The organism is Mesorhizobium sp. M0815 (assembly GCF_040319995.1).
GTDB lineage: Bacteria > Pseudomonadota > Alphaproteobacteria > Rhizobiales > Rhizobiaceae > Mesorhizobium.
Map to the genome: position 1 here is coordinate 142,787 of NZ_JAMYOU010000010.1, position 20,250 is coordinate 163,036.

Here is a 20,250-nt window from a genome sequence, read left to right on the forward strand (position 1 = left end):
GGAGCTCTCTCTATTCGAAGCTTCAAAAGGGGTGGGCGCCCGGCGCGCTGGAAATCCGGACGCCCGGGGAGGATTCTTAATCGACGGGACAGGCGCCTTGCGATGGTTTGTCGGGCGCCCAGCACGGCGCTTTCGCCTGGTCGATGATCGCCTTCAGCGCCGTCGCCTGTTCGTCGAGCACGCCGTGCACATCCTCGCCGCCGAGCACGATGCGCTCGAAGCTGTCGGTGTAGATCTGATTGAACTTGCCGCCGAGGCCGCCAAGTCCCATCGGCAGCAGCGCCGGCAGCGCATCCGGGGCTCCGGTCATGGTGGCGATCACTGGGCTGAAGGCCTTCACCGAGGCCGGCATGTCGTCGGGCAGCTTGACGTCGACGATGGGGAAGAAGTTTGTCGCCTTGAGCGTCGCGATCTGGGTTTCCGGTTTCAGCATATAGGCGACCAGTGCCTTGGCCTTGTCCATGTCGGGCGAGGTCTTCGGGATAGCGACGCCGGCGACCACCGGCATGTAGCCGCGGCCTGCCGGGCCGGCCGGCGCCGGGAAGGCGACGAAGTCATCGGGTTTCTGGTTGAAGGCGTCGGCGAGGCGCGCCACGTGATCGAATGCCACCCAGACTTCGCCGGTCAACAGCGGCTCCTGCATGAAGGCATAGTTGGTCGAATTCGGGTTGGTGTATTGCCACAATTCCTTGAACTTGTTCCACGCCGTCTCGGCCTCCGCCGAGCGAAACTTGGTCACCATCGAGCCGGTATACGATGGAAGGAGAAAACCCTCGAAGAAACGGTGCTTCAGCCCTTTCGGGCCGGCCGGAAAACCGAATTTGGGCGAACCGGTCTTTTCAGCGATGTTTTTCGCCCACTCGATCAGTTGGTCATAAGTGATGGTGTTGAGATCGGTGCCGGCCGGCAGATATTGCAGCGCCTGCTTGCTGGCCGCCATCAGAAAGGTGGCCTGCATCCATGGCAGGTACTTCTGCTCGCCGGTGCCGAGCATGCCGAGCTTCTTGTAGGTCTCGTTGACCTTGACGCCACCGAGATCGACGCCAGAGAGATCGACAAGGTCCGCGCCGACGGTGGAGAAGTCTCCGTGCAGGCCGCCGAGCACGCCTATGGTGCCGGAGCCGGCCTGCAGTTCGGCCTGAAGGCGGGTGAGCCAGGGCCCGTCCTCGGCGACCTGATAGTCGACCTGGCCGTCAAACCCCTTCAGCACTTCGCTGCGCATCTTCTGTGTCTCTTCCACTGGTCGCGCCTGTGTCGACCAGAACAACACCTGCTGGGCTTGCGCTGCGCCGGCAGCGAGCGACAGCGCCAGCACGGCGCCGGCCAATATCCGCAAAGCATTCATCGTCATCTTCCTCCCTGGGTTGCGCCGCGAAGCGGGCGTCAGTTCTGTCTTGTGGGTGCCGGGCCATGGCTTGCCCGCGAGACAAGTGTCGGCCGGACCAGCCGCGTCAGTGGCGCGTCCGGCCTGTTGCCGATGACGGTCAGCAGCATCTCGCCGATCTCGCGCGCGCACTGGCGGATCGAGGCGTCGAAAGTGGTTAGCCCCGGCGGCGCATAGGCTGAGGCGGCTATGTTGTCGAAGCCGATCACCGAAAGGTCGCGAGGAATGGCAAGGCCGGCTCGGGCAGCCTCTTCCATCACCGTCAGCGCCAGCTCGTCGAACAGCGCGACAATGGCCGTCGGCCGCTCGGTGGCGTGCAGTAGCCGGTTGATTGCATGGATGCGGGCACCGCGATCGAACCGCGGTGCCGTCGCCACATCGAGCCTGACCGTCGGATCGCCTCGGCGGGCGATCGCGGCAGCGAGCCCATCCTGCCTGAGATGGCGAAACGTCATCGGCTCGGAAATCGTCACCAGGCCGAAATGGCGGTGTCCGAGATCGTAGAGCATGTCGAAGGCCTCGCCGAATGCGTGCGCGCCATCGGTATCGAGCCAATGATAGGCAAAGTCACCGTCGAGCAGCCGGCCATGCGCGACGAACGGAAAATTGCGTTGACGCAGATAGGTAAGCCGCTCGTCGACCTCGGCGATGCGGGTGACGACGACCCCATCGGCGCGTCCGGATTCGACAACATGGCGAAGCACGGAAAGTTCCGACTGGCCCTGCGCCGCTGCGGCCAGGATCAGGTCGGAACCGTGCGAAACCAACCCTTCGCCGAGCCCGGTGACGAATTCGCCGAGGAAGGAATCGACCAGATTGGGGCCGCGGATCGGCAGCACCATGCCGACAAAACCGCTGCGGCCGGAGACTAGCGTGCGGGCTGCCGTGTTCGGCACATAGCCGGCCCGGCGCGCGGCCTCGGTGACACGTTGGCGCGTTTTCAATGCGATCTGCTCGTGGCCGGCAAGGGCGCGCGAAACGGTGGTGATCGACAGGCCGAGCTGTGCGGCTAGTTCCTTGAGGGTGGTAACGCGGCCCGGCATCGTTCCTCTCGAACGAAGTTTGAAACGTTTGTAATCAGTCCAAGCGAAATTGCAAACGTTTTAAATGCGCGCGATCGGTGTTGCTTCTTGCCCGTTGGTTCGCGCGGCCCTGTTCGGCCCCGGGCCGGCAAGCTTCCGGACGGAGATTTAAACGCAGCGGTTGCTTGACTCGGACGGCGCCTTGTGAAAAATTTTACAGCAACTGATAAAAATATCAAAGGGCGGAAATGGTTGGTTTTGGCAACGGCCTGCTGCGCGACGACGAGACCGGGATGGCAGCCCGCGCTGCCTGGCTTCACTATGCCGGCGGCCTGACCCAGTCGGAAGTCGCCAAGCGGCTCGGCCTGACCAGCCTCAAGGCGCACCGCCTCATCACCAAGGCCAATCAGGAGGGCCTGGTCAAAGTCTATATCGATGGCGAAGTCTCAGAATGCGTGGAACTCGAGGACGAGTTATCCGGCCGTTACGGCCTCGACTATTGCGAGGTGGTCCCGGACTTCGATGCCGAAGACCTGCCGCTCAAGGCGCTCGGCATTGCCGGCGCGCAGTTTCTCAAGCGCGAGATCGAACGCGGCGAGGAGGCGCTGATAGGCGTCGGCCACGGCCGCACGCTTGCCGCCTGCGTCGAATATCTGCCGCGCATATCGGCCGGCAGGATCCGTTTCGTTTCGCTGCTTGGCGGCCTGACGCGCAAGTTCTCCGCCAATCCACATGACGTCATCCACCGCGTCGCCGAACGGACCGGCGCGGAGGCCTATGTGATGCCGGTGCCGATGTTCGCCAACACGGTCGAGGATCGAACGGTGCTGCTCGGGCAGAAGGGCGTCAGCGATGTCTTCGACCTCGCCAAGACCGCCGACTTGCTCATTGCCGGCATTGGCACCGCCGAGCGTGAGGCCTCGCTTGTCGCCACCGGCATGATCGAAAAGGGCGAGATGGAGGAGATCCGCCGCAACGGCGGCGTCGGCGAACTGCTCGGCCATTTCTTCGACGATGCTGGAAAGGCCGTCGCGACGACGCTTTCCGACCGGGCGCTGGCACTGGCGCGCGAAGACATCAGCAACCGCAGGATTGTCGCCGTCGCCGGCGGCAAGGTGAAGGTTCGCGCCATCAAGTCAGTGCTGGAGGGCCGCTATCTCAAAGGCCTGATAACCGACGAGCGGACGGCGCGATCGCTCGTGGAACAGACGCCGGTCGGGTAGCCGGCAACCATTTCGTTGAAACTACCCTGTGGAGGAGAAGAGAAATGCATGAGAAAGAGAAAGACCTCATCGACGCGTTCCTGCGTGGACAAGTCGGCCGCCGTGGGCTGATCAAGGGCCTCGGTGCAATGGGCCTTGCCGCCAGCACCGCCGGTACACTGCTCAATTTCGGGCAGACCCGCGCCCTGGCAGCTGATTTCGACTGGCAGGCGCATAAGGGCAAGACCATCAAGCTGCTGCTCAACAAGCATCCGTACGCCGATGCGATGATTGCCAACCTCGACAACTTCAAGAAGCTGACCGGCATGGAAGTCGTCTATGACGTGTTCCCCGAAGACGTCTATTTCGACAAGGTTACCGCCGCGCTGTCGGCCAGCTCGCCCGAATACGATGCCTTCATGACCGGCGCCTACATGACTTGGACCTACGGCCCGGCCGGCTGGATCACCGATCTCAACGAATGGATCAAGGATCCGGCCAAGACCAACCCGAAATATGCCTGGGACGACTTCCTGCCCGGCGTCAAGAATTCTTGCGCCTGGAACGGCCAGCCGGGCGGCGCGCTCGGTTCGGAAGACGCCAAGCAATGGTGCATTCCGTGGGGCTTCGAGCAGAACAACATCACCTACAACAAGGGCATGTTCGACAAGGTCGGCGTCAGCGTTCCCGGCAATATGGATGAAATGGTCGCTACGGCGGCGAAGCTTACCAAGGATGTTGGTGGCGGCGTCTACGGCATCGGCGTGCGCGGCTCGCGCTCCTGGGCAACGATCCACCCGGGCTTCCTGTCGGCTTACGCTAATTTCGACCAGAAGGACCTGAACGTCTCGGCTGACGGCAAGCTGTCGGCCGCGATGAGCACCGCCGAATCCAAGGCTTTCCACAAGCAGTGGGTGCAGATGATCCAGGAGAGCGGCCCCAAGGACTGGTCGACCTACACCTGGTATCAGGTCGGCACCGATCTCGGTGCAGGTGCGTCGGCGATGATTTTCGACGCCGATATCCTCGGCTATTTCATGAATGGCGGCGACAACAAGATGGCCGGCAAGCTCGCCTTTTCGGCGTTCAAGGCCAACCCGGCCGCCAAGGCGCCGACGCCCAATATCTGGATCTGGTCGCTGTCGATGTCCAACTTCTCGAAGGACAAGGACGCCACCTGGTACTTCATGCAATGGGCATCCGGACCCGAGCATGCATTGTTCGGTGCGACCAAGATGGACTTCGTCAATCCGGTTCGTCAGTCGGTCTGGAACGACGAGATGTTCCGCGAGAAGCTGAACAAGAGCTATCCGGGCTACGTCGAGATGTTCGACGTCTCGGCGCCGGGCGCCAGCATCAAGTTCACACCGCAGCCGCTGTTCTTCGATCTCACCACCGAATGGGCGGCGACGCTGCAGAAGATGGTGGCCAAGGAAGTGCCGGTCGACGAAGGCCTCGACAAGTTGGCCGAGAGCATCAACAGCCAGCTCAAGGAAGCCGGGCTCGGCTAAAGCCGCGGCCAAGGCTGGCCCGTCCGCGGGTCAGCCTTTGAGATGTGATACGTTTGCGACGCGGTGCCGAGCGGTACCGCCTGCTCGCCCGACCGGCCGCCTTGCTCCCTTGGGCGGCCGGGACGGCGAAGCAACAGAATGACGGAGCAGCAGATGACTGCGGCGACAATACAAAGAAACAGGCCGTCGGGCTTCAGGATCAGCAAGCGGGTGCTGCCCTATCTCCTTAGCTTGCCGGCCTTGCTGGTCTGCATCGGCATCCTGATCCCGTTCTTCACATCGGTGGTCTATTCTTTCCAGCGCTACCGATTGAGCCAGCCTTGGGCGCGGCAATTCAACTGGGGCGACAACTATATCTCGTTCTTCACCGACCCGAAGTTCTGGAACACGCTGCAGGTGTCGCTGCTCTACGCCGGCATCACCGTCGTGCTCGAGTTGCTTCTCGGTCTCGGCATCGCCATGCTGCTGCAAAAGCGCTCGACGCTGAACAACTTCATCTCGATCATGCTGTTGATGCCGCTGATGACGGCGCCAGCGCTCGCCGCGCTGATGTGGAAGCTGATGACCAATCCCGGCTTTGGCGTGCTCAGCTATCTCGCCAGCCTGATCGGGCTGCAGGATTTCCGCTGGGCCTCGTCGCCCTCGACGGCACTGCTCACCGTCGTGCTTGTCGACATCTGGGTCTACACGCCCTTCATCATGATCCTGCTGCTTGCCGGTCTGCGCAGCCTGCCGACGCAGCCCTTCGAGGCGGCAGCACTTGACGGCGTGCCGCGCAGCTTCGTGTTCTTCCGCATCACCCTGCCGATGCTAACCCCCTATATCCTGACGGCGACATTGTTCCGCCTGCTCGATTCCATCCAGCAGTTCGACATCATCTACGCCATGACCCAGGGTGGTCCGGGCGACACGCTGACCGTGTTCCAGGTCGAGGCCTATCTCAACTTCTTCCAGTCGACCAATGTCGGCCGCTCGGCGGCGCTGATGATCATCCTGTGGGCGATCACCTATTTCCTCTCGAACATCTTCATCAAGAACTGGCTGCGGCTGCGCGAACGCGCCCGCGGCCAGGCATAGGAGGCTGGCATGGAACATACCTCCCTTCTCGAACGCATCCTGCGCGGCATAGCCCTGGCGCTGGTCGTGATCTTCTTCATGTTCCCGATCGTCTGGATCCTGATGATGTCATTCCAGACCAACGAGACAATCCTGCGGATTCCGCCACAGCTTGTCTTCGAGCCGACGCTCGCCAACTACACCGCCTTGATCACCGGCAAGCTGATGACGGCGGCCGGCACGCTCGACATCGCCTTCATGCGCAATCTCTGGAATTCCGTCTTCCTGTCGGTCACCTCGGTTGCCGTCGCGTTGCTGCTCGGCGTGCCGGCCGCCTATGCGTTTGCGCGGCATAAGTTTCGCGGCTCGGAGGACATTGCCTTCACGCTGCTGTCGTTCCGTTTCGCGCCGGCGCTGCTGGTGCTTTTGCCGCTCACCCTCTATTTCCAGAAGCTCGGGCTGGCCAATACCTATATCGGGCTGATCTGGGTCTACCAGCTGATCTGCCTGCCGCTGATCCTGTGGATCGTGCGCGGCTATTTCGAGGATATACCGGCCGACATCGAATACGCCTACCGCATTGCCGGACATTCCTGGTTTGCTACCTTCCGCAAGATCGCGCTGCCGCTCGCCGGCCCAGGCATTGCCGCTGCCGGCCTGCTCGCCTTTATCTTTGCCTGGAACAATTTCGTTTTTGCGCTGGTGCTCGCCTCTGCCGACAAGCAGCCGGTGACGGTCGGCGCGCTGGCCTTCATCACGTCCTCCGGCATCCAGTATGGCCAGATTTCGGCGGCGATCGTGCTGTCGATCACGCCGACCCTGGCGCTCGCGCTCTATGCGCAACGCTATCTGGTCGAAGGCCTGTCGCTTGGCGCGGTGAAAGGATAGTCCGATGGCAAGCCTCGAACTGCGAAACATCGTCAAGCGCTATAAAAGCCAGACCGTTCTCGACAATCTGTCGCTGACCGTCGCCGACGGCGAAACGCTGGTCCTGTTCGGACCGTCCGGCGCCGGCAAGACGGTGCTGTTGCGGCTGGTGGCCGGGGTCATCGACCCCGACGAGGGAAAGATCCTCATCGGCGGCGAGGACATGACCGATCTCGACGCCGAGTTCCGCGGCGTCGGCATGGCATTCCAGAACTTCGCGCTGTTCCCGCATATGACGGCGTTCGACAACATAGCCACGCCTCTGCAGGCGAAGCACTCATCGCAGGGCACGATAAAGACCGGCGTCGAGAGCGTCGCTAAGCTGTTGAAAATCGGCCATGTGCTCAGCCACAAGCCGCGGGCGCTGTCCAACGGCCAGAAGCAACGCACCGCGCTTGCCCGCGCGTTGGTCGGCTCGCCGCCGCTGCTGCTGCTCGATGATCCCTTGCGCAACGTCGATGCCAAATTGCGCTTCGAAATGCGCCTCGAGCTGCCAAGGCTGCTCGCCGATCGTGGCGCGACCGTCATCTACGTCACCCAAGACTACAAGGAAGCGATGGCGCTCGGCGACCGCATCGCGGTGATGTCGCAAGGCGTCGTCAAACAGCTCGGCACGCCCGAGCAGATCTATCGCGAGCCGGCCAATGTCGAGATTGCCCGGCTGTTCGGCGACCCGACCATCAACCTTCTGGACGTCAAGCCGTCGCGGGACGCCAAGGGCATCTATGTCGGCCTGTCCAACGTCCAGGTCCATCTTGCCGGCGCGCATGAGGCGGCGGTCGGCCGTGATTGCGTGATCGGCCTGCGGCCGGAGGCTCTGGCGTTTGTTGATGAAGGCACGCCCGGCGCCATCCCGGTGACGGTCGAGGCTGAGACGCCGCTCAACGAGAAGATCGTCACCCTGGCGCGAACCGTGCGCGGCCGTGAAATCTTGGTCTCGCGTCCGTCCGGGACACCTGGCCAATCCGAGGGCAGGGCGCATATAGCCGTCGACAGCAAAAGCGCCCTGCTGTTCGATCGCGCGAGCGGCGAGCGCATTGGCTCGAAAAACGTCGTCAATTTGCGCAGTGGAGAAGCGGCATGAGCCCAAGCGCAATCACCCTCTCAGGCGTCGACAAGTTCTACGGTCCGATCGACCGCGGTGTGCATGCGGTCAAGAACCTGACGATGGAAATCGCCAAGGGCGAGATCGTGGCGCTGCTCGGCTCGTCCGGTTGCGGCAAGACCTCGACATTGCGTATGATCGCAGGCTTCGAAGAGGTCTCGCGTGGCACCATCGCGGTTGCCGGCCGCAAGGTGCACACGTTGCCGCCGGTCAGGCGCAACGTCGCAATGGCCTTCGAGGGCTATTCGCTCTATCCGCCCCTGACCGTGCGCGAGAACATGGCCTTCGCCCTCAAGGCGGCCAGGCTGGCGAAGAGTGCGGTCGATGCAAAGGTTGCCAACATCGCCAAGCTGCTCGAGATCGAGGACATTCTCGAGCGCTATCCGAGCTCGATCTCCGGTGGCCAGCAGCAGCGCGCCAGCCTCGGCCGGGCGCTGATCCGCGAGGCCGACCTGCATCTGCTGGACGAGCCGATGGGCCAGCTCGAGCCGCAGCTTCGCGCCGTGCTGCGCGGCCGCATCAAGCATTTCATCAAGGAGCGTGGCCTGACCGCGATCCTGGTCACGCACGACCAGACCGAGGCCAATGCGCTGGCCGATCGCATCGCCGTCATGGAGGGCGGCGTGCTGCAGCAGTTCGATACGCCTGACAGGCTCAAGGAACGGCCGGCAAACCTGTTCACCGGCACCTTCGTCGGCGAGCCGCCGATGAATGTCTTCGAGGCCTATGTCGGCACGGCTGCCGACAAGATCAGTCTCAAGCTGCCCGACGGGCTTTCGCTCGACTACGACAAGGACGCGTTCAGCGGCCCAGTTCGCGATGAATTGCTCAACCGGCAACGCGTCGTCATCGGTGTCAGGCCCTATGCCGTCCGCCGCTCCAAGGACGGTGTGCCGGCCACGGTTTCGGCCAATCAATGGCTCGGCGACCAGACCCATATCGCCGCCGACTTCGCCGGCGGCTCGCTGGTTCTGGTCGAACATGACCGGACTCGCCTGGAACTCGGGGCGCCTATCAAGGTCAGCATCGATCCAAAAAACCTGCACGTCTTCGATCAGGCGAGCGGCGACGCCATTTCGCACGGCACGGAGCTTGCCTGATGCGGGATGTGCTGATCGGCATCGACGCCGGCACGTCTGTTATCAAATCCGTCGCCTTCGACACGGCGGGCAGGCAGATCGCGGCAGCCGCGCTGCCGAACAGATACGAGACACTGCCGGGTGGCGGCGCCGAGCAGGACCTAGTCCGCACCTGGGCCGATACCGCGACGACCTTGCGCCAACTGGCCGACAAGGTGCCGGATCTCGCCAGCCGGACCATTGCCATCGCCGTGACCGGGCAGGGCGACGGCACCTGGCTGATCGACAAGGATGGCGAGCCGGTGGCCAAGGGCTGGCTGTGGCTCGACGCGCGCGCTGCCGCCGTCGTCGAGGAGATCCGCGCGCGGCCCGAAGACCGGCTGCGCTTCGAAAAGACCGGCAGCGGGCTCGCTGCCTGCCAGCAGGGGTCGCAATTCGTCTTCATGAAGCGCCACATGCCCGCGATGCTTGCCAATGCAGCGACGGCGTTCCACTGCAAGGACTGGCTTTATTTCAAGTTGACCGGCCAACGCGCCACCGACCCGTCCGAAGGCACCTTCACCTTCGGCGACTTCCGCACGCGCAGCTATTGCGACGATGTTCTTGAGGTGCTCGGCGTCACCGATCTCAGGCATCTGCTGCCGCCCATCGTCGATGGCACCAGGCAAAGCACCGCACTGTCGGCGACAGCAGCCGATGCGACCGGCCTGCTTGCCGGCACGCCGGTCGTTCTGGCCTATGTCGATGTCGCCTGCACGGCGCTCGGCGCCGGCCTGTTCGATCGCGAGCGCAAGCCGGGATGCTCGATAATCGGCTCCACCGGAATGCATATGCGGCTTGCCGAGACGCCGGACGAGGTTCTGCTCAACGAAGCTGCAACCGGCTACACGATGACCATGCCGGCACCGGGCGTCTTTGCGCAGATGCAGTCGAACATGGCGGCAACGCTCAACATCGACTGGGTCCTCGGCCTCGCCTCCGGCATTCTCGCCTCGCAAGGTATCACGCGGACCAATGGCGAGATGATCGCGCTGGTCGACCAGTGGATATCGTCGTCCGAGCCAGGCTCGCTGCTCTACCAGCCCTATGTCTCCGAGGCGGGCGAGCGCGGCCCGTTCGTCGATGCCAATGCCAGGGCCGGTTTCGTCGGCATTTCGTCCAGGCACGGCTATGCCGACATGGTTCGTGCGGTGTTCGAAGGGCTGGCTTTCGCGGCACGCGATTGCTACGCCGCCATGGGGCCGCTGCCCGAGGAAATCCGCCTGACTGGTGGAGCGGCCAGGAGCCCGGCTCTGCGCAAGATCCTGGGTGCTGCGGTCGGCGCCGACATTCGCACCAGCGAGCGCGAGGAGGCCGGTGCTGCGGGCGCTGCGATGATTGCTGCGGTCTGCGTCGGCCAGTACGCATCAATGGACGATTGCGTCAGTGAATGGGTCACGCCTTTGCTCCGTGCGGCCGAACCTAGCGACCGAAAACTTGCCGCTGCCTACGAGGCGATTGTTCCGTCCTACACATTGGCGCATGAGGCGCTGCGGCCGGTCTGGCGTTCGCTGGCCGCATCCAGACAAACTGACGTGAATTGAGAAGAGCATGCCCAACAAAATTGCGATCATCGGCGACCGCTTCATGCTTCCGGAAGTGTTTCGGGAGAAAATCGAAGCGGCCTGCGGCGATAATCTCGACATCCGCACCATTGAGACCGCATGGCCCGACGAGCCGATGGAATTCGGCAATGCGGCGCTCGGCCTCGACAAGGTCAAGGAATATTTCGGTGATCCGGACGAGGTGGTCGATTTTATCGGCGATGCCGAAATCTTCGTCACCCAGCTTGCGCCGCTTTCCGAAACCATGATGCAGCGCTTGCCGGCGCTCAGGCTGGTTGCGGTGTCGCGCGGCGGGCCGATCAACATCGACATGGCTGCCGCCAACGCCCATGGCATCACCGTGGTCAATGTGCCCGGCCGCAACGCCAGCGCGGTGGCCGAGTTCACCATCGGCGCCATCCTCGCCGAGACGCGGCTGATCCGCGTCGGCCACGAAGCCTTGCGCAAGGGCGAGTGGCGCGGCGATCTCTACCGCGCCGACCGCACCGGCCGCGAGCTCAACGAAATGACCGTTGGCGTCATCGGCTATGGCAATATCGGCACCAGGCTGGTTCGGCTGCTGCGCGCATTCGGCTGCCGCATCCTGGTCTCCGATCCCTATGTGCAATTGAGCGTCGAGGACCGCAATGCCGGCGTCGAGCTGGTTGCGCTGGACGATCTCCTGTCGCGCTCCGATGTGGTCACGCTGCATTCCCGGGTCACCGAGGAGACGCGCGGCCTGATCGGCAAGGACGCCATTGCCCGGATGAAGCCCGGCGTGATCTTCGTCAATACCGCGCGCGGACCGCTGGTCGACTACGATGCGCTCTACGAGGGGCTCGTCTCGGGGCAGATCGGCAGTGCCATGCTGGAGACGTTCGCCGTCGAGCCGGTGCCGGCCGACTGGCCGCTGCTGCAGCTGCCGAATGTGACGCTGACGCCGCATATCGCCGGCGCGTCGGTACGCACGGTGACTTATGCTGCCGAGCAGGCGGCCGAGGAAGTGCGCCGCTTCATCGCCGGCCTGCCGCCGGTCAATCCATGCTGACGACAGGGCATAGAGCGAGATGAGCGGTGACAGCGAAATCGTCGATCTCTTCGTCATTGGCGGCGGCGTCAATGGCGCCGGCATTGCGCGCGATGCAGCAGGCCGGGGGCTGTCGGTCATCCTCTGCGAAAAAGACGATCTCGCCGAAGGCACCAGTTCGCGATCGGGAAAGCTCGTCCATGGCGGTTTGCGCTATCTCGAATACTACGAGTTCCGCCTAGTGCGGGAGGCGCTTATCGAGCGCGAGGTGCTGCTGGAATCCGCGCCGCACATCATCTGGCCGATGCGCTTCGTGCTGCCGCACAGCCCGGATGATCGGCCGGCCTGGCTGGTCCGGCTCGGCCTGTTCCTCTACGACCATCTTGGCGGCCGCAAGCGGCTGCCGGCCACTCGCACGCTTGACCTGCGCACCGCACCCGAGGGCGCGCCGATCAAGGACAGCTTCAAACGCGGCTTCGAATATTCCGACTGCTGGGTCGACGACGCCCGCCTGGTCGTCATCAACGCGCTCGACGCCGCGGAGCGTGGGACCAGGATATTCACCCGCACTGCCTGCACCGCCGCCCGCCGCGAAAACGGCCTGTGGTCGGTGGAGATGCGCGACGGTCGAACCGGCGTCAGGACCACGGTTCGGGCACGGGCGCTGGTCAACGCCGCCGGCCCCTGGGTCAATGACATCATCAATCGCGTCGCTGGCCAGAATTCCAGGCGCAACGTGCGCCTGGTCAAGGGCAGCCACATCGTCGTGCCGAAATTCTGGGAAGGCCGGCAAGCCTATCTCGTCCAGAACAGCGACAAGCGCGTGATCTTCATCAATCCCTACCAGAACGATCTGGCGCTGATCGGCACCACCGACATTCCTTATGACGGGCGGCCGGAAGACGTGACCGCCGACGCCAGCGAGGTCGACTACCTGATTAAGGTGGTCAACCGCTACTTCAAGCGCCAGCTTGCGCGCAGCGACGTCGTCTACTCGTTTTCCGGCGTCAGGCCGCTTTATGACGACAATGCCGACAATCCGAGCGCGGTCACCCGCGACTATATTTTCGAGCTCGACGTGGCGGCGGGACAGGCGCCGCTGCTTTCCGTCTTCGGTGGCAAGATCACCACCTTCCGCAAGCTGGCCGAGCACGCGCTCGACCGCATCGCCCCGTTCTTCCCGAAGATGGGCAAGCCGTGGACCTCGAAAGGACATCTGCCAGGCGGCGATATCGCCAATGCCGATTTCGAGCAGTTCCTCGGTGACCTCGGCCACGAATATCCCTGGATGCCGGCCTCGCTGGTCAAGCATTATGGCCGGCTCTACGGCACAAGGACGCGTGATCTGGTCGGCGCGGCCGGTTCGCTCGCTGAACTGGGGCGGCGCTTCGGCAAGGATTTGTTCGAGCGCGAAGCCAATTACCTGTTCGAGCATGAATGGGCCGAGACGGCCGCCGATATTCTCGAACGGCGCACCAAACACGGACTGCATCTGTCCGCCGCAGAAAGAACCGCCTTCGAAGACTGGTGCTCGAGCCGGCTGGCGAAGGCAGGCTGATGGCCTTTACGCTGTCCCTCAACACCAACCCGCTGGTCAATCGTTTCGCCGAACCGGACGATCTGATCGATGCGATCGCCTACGACATCGGCATCCGCGACGTGCAGCTCACGCATGAATTCGTCAATCCCGGTTGGCCGGCGGCGACGATCGCCAAATTCATCCGCCTGTTCCGCTCCGCTCTCAACCGCACCGGCGTGCGTGTGACCTCCGCGATGACCGGCCCCTACGGCCGGCTCAATCATTTCGGCCATCCCGATGCCGACGTGCGGCGCTATTATGTCGACTGGTTCAAGACCTTTGCCGAAATTTCGGCCGAGCTCGGCGCCCGCGGCATGGGCACGCAATTCGCGATCTTCACTCATCGTGACTATGACGATCCCGAGCGTCGCGCGCGGCTTTTCGAGATCGCGCTGGAATGCTGGCGCGCGGTCGCCGAGCACGCCAAAGCGGCCGGCTTGACCTACCTGTTCTGGGAGCCGATGTCGGTCGGCCGCGAGTTCGGCCATACGATCGAAAGCTGCCGGACGCTGCAGAGCGAGATCGATGCGGCCGGCATGGCGATCCCGCTCAAGATGATGGTCGATATCGACCATGGCGACGTGACGTCGAGCAATCCGGACGACATCGACCCCTATGCCTGGGCCGAAGCCTTTCCAAAGGAATCGCCGATCATCCACGTCAAGCAATCCTCAATGAACAAGGGTGGCCATTGGCCGTTCATTGCCGCCTACAACAAGGACGGCCGCATCACGCCGGAAAAGCTGCTGGACACTGTTCGCCGTGGCGGCGGCGTCGACAATGAGATCTGCCTCGAATTGTCGTTCCGCGAACGCGAGCCCGTCGACCACCAGGTCGTCGCCATGATCCGCGAATCGGTCGACTATTGGGCGCCCTTCATCGAGGCCGGCAGGGCCGGTCTTTTGCCGAAAGCATGATGGATGAGCAGGTGCCGACGCGGCTCCTGCTCAGAACCGGAATATGTCAGCCGAATTTCGGATCGAGACTGCCCGACTTGTAGCGCTTGGCCATTTCCGAGACCGGCAGCGGCTTGATCCTCGGTGCGTTGCCGGCAGTGCCGAACTGCTCGAAACGCTCCTTGCACAGCTTCCGCATGGCGGCCATCGCCGGCGTCAGATATTTGCGCGGATCGAATTCGCTCGGGTTCTCGGTCAGCACCTTGCGGATCGCGCCGGTCAGCGCCATGCGGTTGTCGGTATCGATATTGATCTTGCGCACGCCATGCTTGATGCCGCGCTGGATTTCCTCGACCGGCACCCCCCATGTCGGCTTCATCTGGCCGCCATATTTGTTGATGATCTCCTGCAGCTCCTCCGGCACCGAGGACGAGCCGTGCATGACGAGGTGCATGTTCGGCAAGCGGCGGTGGATTTCCTCGATGACGTTCATGGCAAGCACCGCGCCGTCCGGCTTGCGGCTGAACTTGTAGGCGCCGTGGCTGGTGCCCATGGCGACGGCCAGCGCATCGACACGGGTGTCGCGCACGAACTGTTCGGCCTGAACCGGGTCGGTCAGCAGCTGATCGTGGCTGATGACGCCCTCGACGCCATGGCCGTCCTCCTGTTCGCCGCCGCCCATCTCTAGCGATCCGAGAACGCCGATCTCGCCCTCCACCGACACGCCGCCCCAATGCGCCATATCGACGACGCGGCGGGTGATACCGGAATTATAGGCGTAGTCGGCCGGCGTCTTGCCGTCTTCCTTCAGCGATCCGTCCATCATCACCGAGGTGAAGCCGTACTGGATTGCGGTAACGCAGGTCGCTTCGTTGTTGCCATGGTCGAGATGCATGCAGACCGGGATATCGGGATGGATTTCGACCAGCGCGTCGATCAGCTTGGCCAGCACGACATCGTTGGCGTAGGCCCGCGCGCCGCGGCTCGCCTGCAGGATGACCGGCGATTTGGTCTCCTCGGCTGCCTCCATGATGGCGAGGCCCTGTTCCATATTGTTCATGTTGAAGGCAGGCACGCCATAACCGTATTCGGCGGCATGATCGAGCAATTGTCTCAGTGTGATGCGAGCCACTCAGTAATCTCCCGTATCCGGTTTCGAGCCAGTGTTTGCGGGCTGTTCGGCTATTGTCGAGCCCGCTAAAGCTTCTGGCCGGATTTCCGCTGCACCGCAACCGCTGGACGCCCGGCCGACAGCAATTCTTGTTACGGCACGCCGTCAGAAGCGTCATGATATCCCAGGCAGATATAACATTATCACAAAAATACTGGTGGCTATGCGACGTTTCCTGTTATATCTCGGAACCTGGTTCGGATTGCACGAGGAAGCCGCGGAAATGAAGAGCGACGGCCGTCGGCAAGGCATCATGGATTTTCTGATGGACACCGGCACCGCCAGTGTCGACGATCTTGCCTCGCGCTTCGGCGTCTCCAAGATGACCGTCCACCGCGACCTCGACGAGCTCGAGGAGGGCGGCTTCCTGCGCAAGGTACGCGGCGGCGCCTCGATTCAGCCGAGCAGCCTTTTCGAGAGCGATTTCCGCTACCGCCAGAGACTGGCCGGCGACGAGAAAAAGCGCATCGCCGCCGCTGCCGTGACGATGATCGAACCGGGTCAGACGGTGATCATCGACGACGGCTCGACCGCGGGCGGCGTTGCTCGGCATCTCGTCGATCTGCGTCCGCTGACGGTGATCTCGAACAATCTGGCTGTCATCCAGGATTTGGCGGGCGTTGCCGGCATCAACCTGATTGCGCTCGGCGGCCAGTACAGCAAGAAGTTTCACGGCTTCTTCGGCCTGCTCGCCGAGGACACGCTGAAATCATTGCGCGCCGATGTCGCCTTCCTGTCGTCATCGGCTATCCACGGCGCTTCCGCCTTTCACCAGGATCAGGAAGTGGTCCAGACCAAACGGCTGATGATGGCCGCTGCGGCGCGCAAATATCTGCTGGTCGATCACGGCAAGTTCGGCCGCACAGCCTTGCATTTCCTGACCGATCTCAAGGCTTTCGATACCGTCTTCACCGGCCGCGAGCCGCAGCCGCAGATGCGTGCGGCGCTGGATGGTGCCGGCGTGTCGCTGACAGTGGTCGCAGAGTAGGAGGAGCACGCATGGTTTACTGGGTCGGCACCAGCTGGAAAATGAACAAGACGCTCGCCGAGGCGATGGCTTTCACGAGGGCATTGGCCGAGTTCGTCCCCGGTTTCGACGAGCGCATCCAGCCCTTCGTCATCCCACCCTTCACGGCGGTCCGCGAGGTCAAGAAAGCGCTGTCGCCGACGCGCATCAAGGTCGGCGCGCAGAACATGCATTGGGCTGACGCCGGCGCTTGGACCGGCGAGATCTCGCCGGTAATGCTGAAAGACTGCGAACTTGATATGGTAGAGTTGGGCCACAGCGAACGGCGCGAGCATTTCGGCGAGACCGACAAGGCTGTCGGGCTGAAGACCACAGCGGCGGTGAAGCACGGTCTCGTGCCACTGATCTGCGTCGGCGAGACTTTGGCTCAACGCGACAGCGGGCAGGCGGATACGGTGCTGGCCTTGCAGGTGCACGGCGCGCTGCAGTTTCTCGAAGGCGCGGCCAGGGCGGCGACGATCCTGTTTGCCTATGAGCCGGTCTGGGCGATCGGCGACAAGGGCGTGCCGGCAAGCTCGGACTATGCCGGCAGACAGCAGGCGCTGATCAAGAAAATCGCGCGCGACCTGCTGCCAGCCGTGCCGCCGGTGCTTTATGGCGGCAGCGTCAATCCGCAAAATGCCGCCGAACTGATCGGACAGTCTCATATAGACGGCTTGTTCATCGGCCGTTCCGCCTGGCAGGCGGACGGCTATATAGACATCCTCAAACGCGCCTCAGCGGCGATCTGAACCATCGAACAGGAAGGAAACCGAACATGAAAATAGCCATTGGAGCCGACAGCGCCGGCAAACCGCTGCTCGATGTCATCGCCGCTCACCTGGCCACCAAGCCCGGCCTCACGGTCAGCGATCTCAGCCAGACGGGCTACTACGCCGACCTGTCGCAGAAGCTCGCCCAGACCATCCTGGACGGCGAGAACGATCGCGGCATCCTGTTTTGCGGCACCGGCATCGGCGTATCCATTTCCGCCAACAAGGTTCCCGGCATTCGCGCCGCACTCACCCACGACACCTATTCGGCCGAGCGCGCTGCAAAATCCAACAACGCCCAGATCATCACCATGGGCGCGCGCGTCATCGGCCCGGAATTGGCCAAGTCGATCGTCGATGCATGGCTTGCCTCGGAATTCGATGAGAAGGGACCGTCGGCCGGCAATGTCCAGGCCATCGATAGGCTCGACGCGGCGAAGGTCCGTTAAGCCAGACTGTCCCGTATCGCTTTGATGATCGTGACGGCCGACGCGGCGCCGGGATCCATATGCCCGAGCGAGCGCTCGCCGAGCCGCGAGGAGCGGCCCTTGGCGGCGATCATGTTCTTGGTTGCCTCGGCGCCCCGTTCGGCTGCGGCGAGTGCAGTTTCCAAGCTCTCCAACAGGGTCTTGCCGGCTTCCTGCGCGGCGCCCGCTGCCTGTGCTGCCGGCAGCCAGGCGTCGACCATGGTCTTTTCGCCGAGCTCGGCCTTGCCGCGATCCTGGATGCCTTGCGCCATCGCCCGGAGCATGGCGATGATGTCAGCATCCTCCAGAATTGCCCTGCCTTTGACGGCGGCGGCAGCGCGCATGAAGGCGGTCGCATAGAGTGGGCCTGACGACGCGCCGACGGCGTTGAGGAACGACTTTGCCGCGGTATTGAGCAGCGCCGTCGGTCCGGTCGCCGCGAGGTCGAGTTGCGCCAGTGCCTCGCGTACCGCGCCGAAGCCGAGCGCCATGGCGATGCCGTGGTCGGCGTCGCCGATGACGCCGTCGAGTTGGCAGAGCCTGTCCTTGTCGGCGTCGATCGCCGCCGCGATCTCATCGAACATTCTTTTCAAGCCGGCTGAGTCGATCGAGGTCATGATGCTTTCTCAGCCGGCGCGGAACATGGCGCAGTCGCAGGGATGGTCGAGCATCTCCTGCAATTCGCCGTCGAGATGCATCAGCGTCACTGAGGCGCCGGCCATTTCGAGCGAGGTGCAATAATTGCCGACCCAGGTCGCGTGGACGGAAACGCCGATGTCGTCGAGCCTCTGCTTGACCCGCCGGTTCATGATGTAGAGCTCCATCAGCGGCGTCGAACCGAGCGAATTGACCAGCACGGCGACCTTGTCGCCGCGCGTCGGCGCCATCTCGTCTAGGATCTTGTCCAGCATCTCGTCGGTGATCTCGTCGGCCGTCTTTAGTTTTCCACGCGCGGTGCCCGGCTCGCCATGGATGCCCATGCCGATCTCCATCTCGTCCGGTCCGATCTCGAAATTCGGCCGGCGGGTCTGCGGCAGCGAACAGGGCGAAAGCGCCACGCCCATAGTGAACGTCTGATCGTTGGCCTTCCTGGCGATACGCTCGCATTCATCGAATGACAGCATCCGGTCGCATGCGGCACCGACAGCCTTGAAGATGAAGAAATTGCCGGCGACGCCGCGCCGCTTCTGTCTCTGGTCGCGCGGCGCCGAGGCGACATCGTCGGTGGTCAGAACGGTGCGCACTTCGATGTTGTCCATTGCCGCTATTTCGGCGGCCATGTCGAAATTCATCACGTCGCCGGCATAGTTGCCGTACATGAATAGCACGCCAGCACCGCCGCTGGCCGCCTTGGCGCATTCAAGAATCGGGTCCGGCGGCGGCGAGGCAAAAACGTTGCCGATCGCGGCCGCGTCGGCAAGCCCCTTGCCGACGAAGCCGAGGAAGGTCGGCTCGTGGCCCGAGCCACCACCGATGACGAGGCCGACCTTGCCGGGGCGTGGCCCGTCGCGGGCGACGATGGAGCGGGGGCTGCCGTCCGCACGTCTGAGATGGCGCGGATGCGCGGCCAGAATGCCCTCCAGCATCTCGTCGACGGAGCGGTTGCCGTCATTGATGATCTTCTTGGTCTGCACCGGCATCCTCCCTGGTTTTCGTGAGATACTACAGCGCCTTACCGGGATTTCCACCCGGCGGCGGAGATTTCACGCCGCGATGCGTTCGCGTGTCGCCAGCAGTTGCACGCAGGCGCTGGCCGCCTCTTTGCCCTTGACCCTGAAATGCTCGAAGAAGAAGCGGTGATGGTCAGCGCTGTCATGGTAGTTGTGCGGCGTCAGCACCGCCGACAGCACCGGCACGCCAGTCGACAATTGCACGTTCATCATGCCGTCGATGACCGCGCTCGCCACGAACTCATGCCGGTAGATGCCGCCATTGACGACGAACGCGGCGCCGAGGATAGCGGCATAGCGGCCGGTCTCGGCAAGCGTTTTTGCATGCAGGGGAATCTCAAAGGCGCCCGGCACATCGAAGACATCGACGGCAAAGCGTTTCTCCCCGACAACCGCCAGTTCCGCCTCGAATGCTTCAACGCATTGGTCGACGATATCGGCGTGCCAGCGCGCCCGAATGACGGCAACGCGGATCGTTTCATAGTCGTTCTGGGAATGCTGATTCATGGGTCCATCCTTCCGTTTCGAACCAGAATCAGGACGCACGATACGGAGTCCGAACCGCGAAGGCGGACCGTCTTCCATTCGTTCTCTTTCATCCGGACTGTAACCGTCGGCTCCGGAATCACACCGAATCTGCTGACCTTTCCGGTAGTCCGGAAAGCGCTCGCGGGCTTGGCCGAGACCCTTACCGCCGGTGGGGACTTTCACCCCGCCCTGAGAACATTGACGGCGTTTGTATGGAAGGGCCGGATAACGCTGTCAACCACCGACGTCGTCGCGGATGGCGCA

General features: G+C 63.1%; 19 protein-coding genes and 1 riboswitch. Of the genes, 13 read left to right on the forward strand and 6 right to left on the reverse strand.

Translation table 11 applies throughout. The features are described 5' to 3' along the window. Window positions 1-76: 76 nt before the first annotated feature. Window positions 77-1,345: an ABC transporter substrate-binding protein gene (locus NKI01_RS14070; protein WP_352845855.1), complete on the reverse strand. Its 1,269-nt coding sequence runs from the start codon at window positions 1,343-1,345 to the stop codon at window positions 77-79. 38 nt (window positions 1,346-1,383) lie between these two features. Beyond that, window positions 1,384-2,427 (reverse strand): LacI family DNA-binding transcriptional regulator, encoded by a 1,044-nt coding sequence (locus tag NKI01_RS14075; RefSeq protein WP_352493963.1) that lies wholly within the window; start codon window positions 2,425-2,427, stop codon window positions 1,384-1,386. 227 nt (window positions 2,428-2,654) lie between these two features. Between NKI01_RS14075 and NKI01_RS14080 the strand changes: the two genes are divergently transcribed. The 10 genes from NKI01_RS14080 to NKI01_RS14125 all read left to right on the forward strand — a co-directional run bounded on the left by NKI01_RS14080 (window position 2,655) and on the right by NKI01_RS14125 (window position 14,392). Continuing rightward, entirely contained in the window at window positions 2,655-3,629 is a 975-nt protein-coding gene (locus NKI01_RS14080; protein WP_023716722.1) for a sugar-binding transcriptional regulator, read from the forward strand. A gap of 44 nt (window positions 3,630-3,673) precedes the next feature. After that, the gene (locus NKI01_RS14085; protein WP_023716723.1) at window positions 3,674-5,119 is read left to right on the forward strand and encodes an ABC transporter substrate-binding protein; all 1,446 of its coding nucleotides are present in this window, start codon (window positions 3,674-3,676) and stop codon (window positions 5,117-5,119) included. Window positions 5,120-5,272: 153 nt separating this feature from the next. Beyond that, window positions 5,273-6,196: a carbohydrate ABC transporter permease gene (locus NKI01_RS14090; protein ID WP_023716724.1), complete on the forward strand. Its 924-nt coding sequence runs from the start codon at window positions 5,273-5,275 to the stop codon at window positions 6,194-6,196. Window positions 6,197-6,205: 9 nt separating this feature from the next. Beyond that, a complete protein-coding gene (locus NKI01_RS14095; RefSeq protein WP_023676025.1) occupies window positions 6,206-7,063 on the forward strand; it encodes a carbohydrate ABC transporter permease in 858 nt (285 codons plus the stop codon). A 4-nt stretch (window positions 7,064-7,067) separates the two neighbouring features. Next, window positions 7,068-8,186 carry an ABC transporter ATP-binding protein gene (locus NKI01_RS14100; RefSeq protein ID WP_023716726.1) on the forward strand — a complete coding sequence of 373 codons (1,119 nt, stop codon included), beginning with the start codon at window positions 7,068-7,070 and terminating at the stop codon, window positions 8,184-8,186. Next, window positions 8,183-9,307, forward strand: a complete 1,125-nt coding sequence (locus tag NKI01_RS14105) for an ABC transporter ATP-binding protein (RefSeq protein ID WP_023716727.1) — start codon at window positions 8,183-8,185, stop codon at window positions 9,305-9,307. The genes NKI01_RS14100 and NKI01_RS14105 overlap by 4 nt, the downstream gene beginning before the upstream one ends. Beyond that, the gene (locus NKI01_RS14110; RefSeq protein WP_023716728.1) at window positions 9,307-10,869 is read left to right on the forward strand and encodes an FGGY-family carbohydrate kinase; all 1,563 of its coding nucleotides are present in this window, start codon (window positions 9,307-9,309) and stop codon (window positions 10,867-10,869) included. Before NKI01_RS14105 ends, NKI01_RS14110 begins: the two co-directional genes overlap by 1 nt. A gap of 7 nt (window positions 10,870-10,876) precedes the next feature. Continuing rightward, on the forward strand, window positions 10,877-11,917 hold the full coding sequence (locus NKI01_RS14115; RefSeq protein ID WP_023716729.1) for a 2-hydroxyacid dehydrogenase: 1,041 nt from the start codon (window positions 10,877-10,879) through the stop codon (window positions 11,915-11,917). Between the two features lie 19 nt (window positions 11,918-11,936). After that, window positions 11,937-13,454, forward strand: a complete 1,518-nt coding sequence (locus tag NKI01_RS14120) for a glycerol-3-phosphate dehydrogenase (protein ID WP_023716730.1) — start codon at window positions 11,937-11,939, stop codon at window positions 13,452-13,454. Further along, window positions 13,454-14,392 carry a sugar phosphate isomerase/epimerase family protein gene (locus NKI01_RS14125; RefSeq protein ID WP_023716731.1) on the forward strand — a complete coding sequence of 313 codons (939 nt, stop codon included), beginning with the start codon at window positions 13,454-13,456 and terminating at the stop codon, window positions 14,390-14,392. The genes NKI01_RS14120 and NKI01_RS14125 overlap by 1 nt, the downstream gene beginning before the upstream one ends. A 46-nt stretch (window positions 14,393-14,438) precedes the next feature. Here the strand turns inward: NKI01_RS14125 and fba are convergent, their stop codons facing one another. After that, the gene (gene fba, locus NKI01_RS14130) at window positions 14,439-15,503 is read right to left on the reverse strand and encodes a class II fructose-bisphosphate aldolase (protein ID WP_352547511.1); all 1,065 of its coding nucleotides are present in this window, start codon (window positions 15,501-15,503) and stop codon (window positions 14,439-14,441) included. 262 nt (window positions 15,504-15,765) lie between these two features. Between fba and NKI01_RS14135 the strand changes: the two genes are divergently transcribed. The 3 genes from NKI01_RS14135 to derI are packed head-to-tail and all read left to right on the forward strand — an operon-like array spanning window position 15,766 to window position 17,770. Continuing rightward, window positions 15,766-16,530, forward strand: a complete 765-nt coding sequence (locus NKI01_RS14135) for a DeoR/GlpR family DNA-binding transcription regulator (protein ID WP_352814397.1) — start codon at window positions 15,766-15,768, stop codon at window positions 16,528-16,530. Between the two features lie 11 nt (window positions 16,531-16,541). Next, entirely contained in the window at window positions 16,542-17,300 is a 759-nt protein-coding gene (locus NKI01_RS14140) for a triose-phosphate isomerase (RefSeq protein ID WP_352963584.1), read from the forward strand. Between the two features lie 26 nt (window positions 17,301-17,326). Further along, entirely contained in the window at window positions 17,327-17,770 is a 444-nt protein-coding gene (gene derI / locus NKI01_RS14145) for a D-erythrulose-4-phosphate isomerase (protein WP_023716734.1), read from the forward strand. Here the strand turns inward: derI and dhaL are convergent. The 3 genes from dhaL to NKI01_RS14160 all read right to left on the reverse strand — a co-directional run bounded on the left by dhaL (window position 17,767) and on the right by NKI01_RS14160 (window position 19,965). Then, the gene (dhaL, locus tag NKI01_RS14150) at window positions 17,767-18,405 is read right to left on the reverse strand and encodes a dihydroxyacetone kinase subunit DhaL (protein WP_352963586.1); all 639 of its coding nucleotides are present in this window, start codon (window positions 18,403-18,405) and stop codon (window positions 17,767-17,769) included. The two genes, derI and dhaL, sit on opposite strands and share 4 nt — an antisense overlap. A gap of 9 nt (window positions 18,406-18,414) precedes the next feature. Beyond that, a complete protein-coding gene (locus tag NKI01_RS14155; RefSeq protein WP_352963589.1) occupies window positions 18,415-19,422 on the reverse strand; it encodes a dihydroxyacetone kinase subunit DhaK in 1,008 nt (335 codons plus the stop codon). A gap of 69 nt (window positions 19,423-19,491) precedes the next feature. Then, complete coding sequence (locus tag NKI01_RS14160) at window positions 19,492-19,965, reverse strand: 6,7-dimethyl-8-ribityllumazine synthase (protein WP_023716737.1); 474 nt, start codon at window positions 19,963-19,965, stop codon at window positions 19,492-19,494. 76 nt (window positions 19,966-20,041) lie between these two features. Further along, a riboswitch (FMN riboswitch) is annotated at window positions 20,042-20,187 on the reverse strand. Between the last annotated feature and the right edge of the window lie 63 nt (window positions 20,188-20,250).

Bases quoted from the DNA above. Each gene is read 5' to 3' on its own strand.
- NKI01_RS14070 (WP_352845855.1), bottom strand. From the start codon at position 1,345: ATGAATGCTTTGCGGATATTGGCCGGCGCCGTGCTGGCGCTGTCGCTC.
- NKI01_RS14075 (WP_352493963.1), bottom strand. From the start codon at position 2,427: ATGCCGGGCCGCGTTACCACCCTCAAGGAACTAGCCGCACAGCTCGGC.
- NKI01_RS14080 (WP_023716722.1), top strand. From the start codon at position 2,655: ATGGTTGGTTTTGGCAACGGCCTGCTGCGCGACGACGAGACCGGGATG.
- NKI01_RS14085 (WP_023716723.1), top strand. From the start codon at position 3,674: ATGCATGAGAAAGAGAAAGACCTCATCGACGCGTTCCTGCGTGGACAA.
- NKI01_RS14090 (WP_023716724.1), top strand. From the start codon at position 5,273: ATGACTGCGGCGACAATACAAAGAAACAGGCCGTCGGGCTTCAGGATC.
- NKI01_RS14095 (WP_023676025.1), top strand. From the start codon at position 6,206: ATGGAACATACCTCCCTTCTCGAACGCATCCTGCGCGGCATAGCCCTG.
- NKI01_RS14100 (WP_023716726.1), top strand. From the start codon at position 7,068: ATGGCAAGCCTCGAACTGCGAAACATCGTCAAGCGCTATAAAAGCCAG.
- NKI01_RS14105 (WP_023716727.1), top strand. From the start codon at position 8,183: ATGAGCCCAAGCGCAATCACCCTCTCAGGCGTCGACAAGTTCTACGGT.
- NKI01_RS14110 (WP_023716728.1), top strand. From the start codon at position 9,307: ATGCGGGATGTGCTGATCGGCATCGACGCCGGCACGTCTGTTATCAAA.
- NKI01_RS14115 (WP_023716729.1), top strand. From the start codon at position 10,877: ATGCCCAACAAAATTGCGATCATCGGCGACCGCTTCATGCTTCCGGAA.
- NKI01_RS14120 (WP_023716730.1), top strand. From the start codon at position 11,937: ATGAGCGGTGACAGCGAAATCGTCGATCTCTTCGTCATTGGCGGCGGC.
- NKI01_RS14125 (WP_023716731.1), top strand. From the start codon at position 13,454: ATGGCCTTTACGCTGTCCCTCAACACCAACCCGCTGGTCAATCGTTTC.
- NKI01_RS14135 (WP_352814397.1), top strand. From the start codon at position 15,766: ATGAAGAGCGACGGCCGTCGGCAAGGCATCATGGATTTTCTGATGGAC.
- NKI01_RS14140 (WP_352963584.1), top strand. From the start codon at position 16,542: ATGGTTTACTGGGTCGGCACCAGCTGGAAAATGAACAAGACGCTCGCC.
- derI (WP_023716734.1), top strand. From the start codon at position 17,327: ATGAAAATAGCCATTGGAGCCGACAGCGCCGGCAAACCGCTGCTCGAT.
- dhaL (WP_352963586.1), bottom strand. From the start codon at position 18,405: ATGACCTCGATCGACTCAGCCGGCTTGAAAAGAATGTTCGATGAGATC.
- NKI01_RS14160 (WP_023716737.1), bottom strand. From the start codon at position 19,965: ATGAATCAGCATTCCCAGAACGACTATGAAACGATCCGCGTTGCCGTC.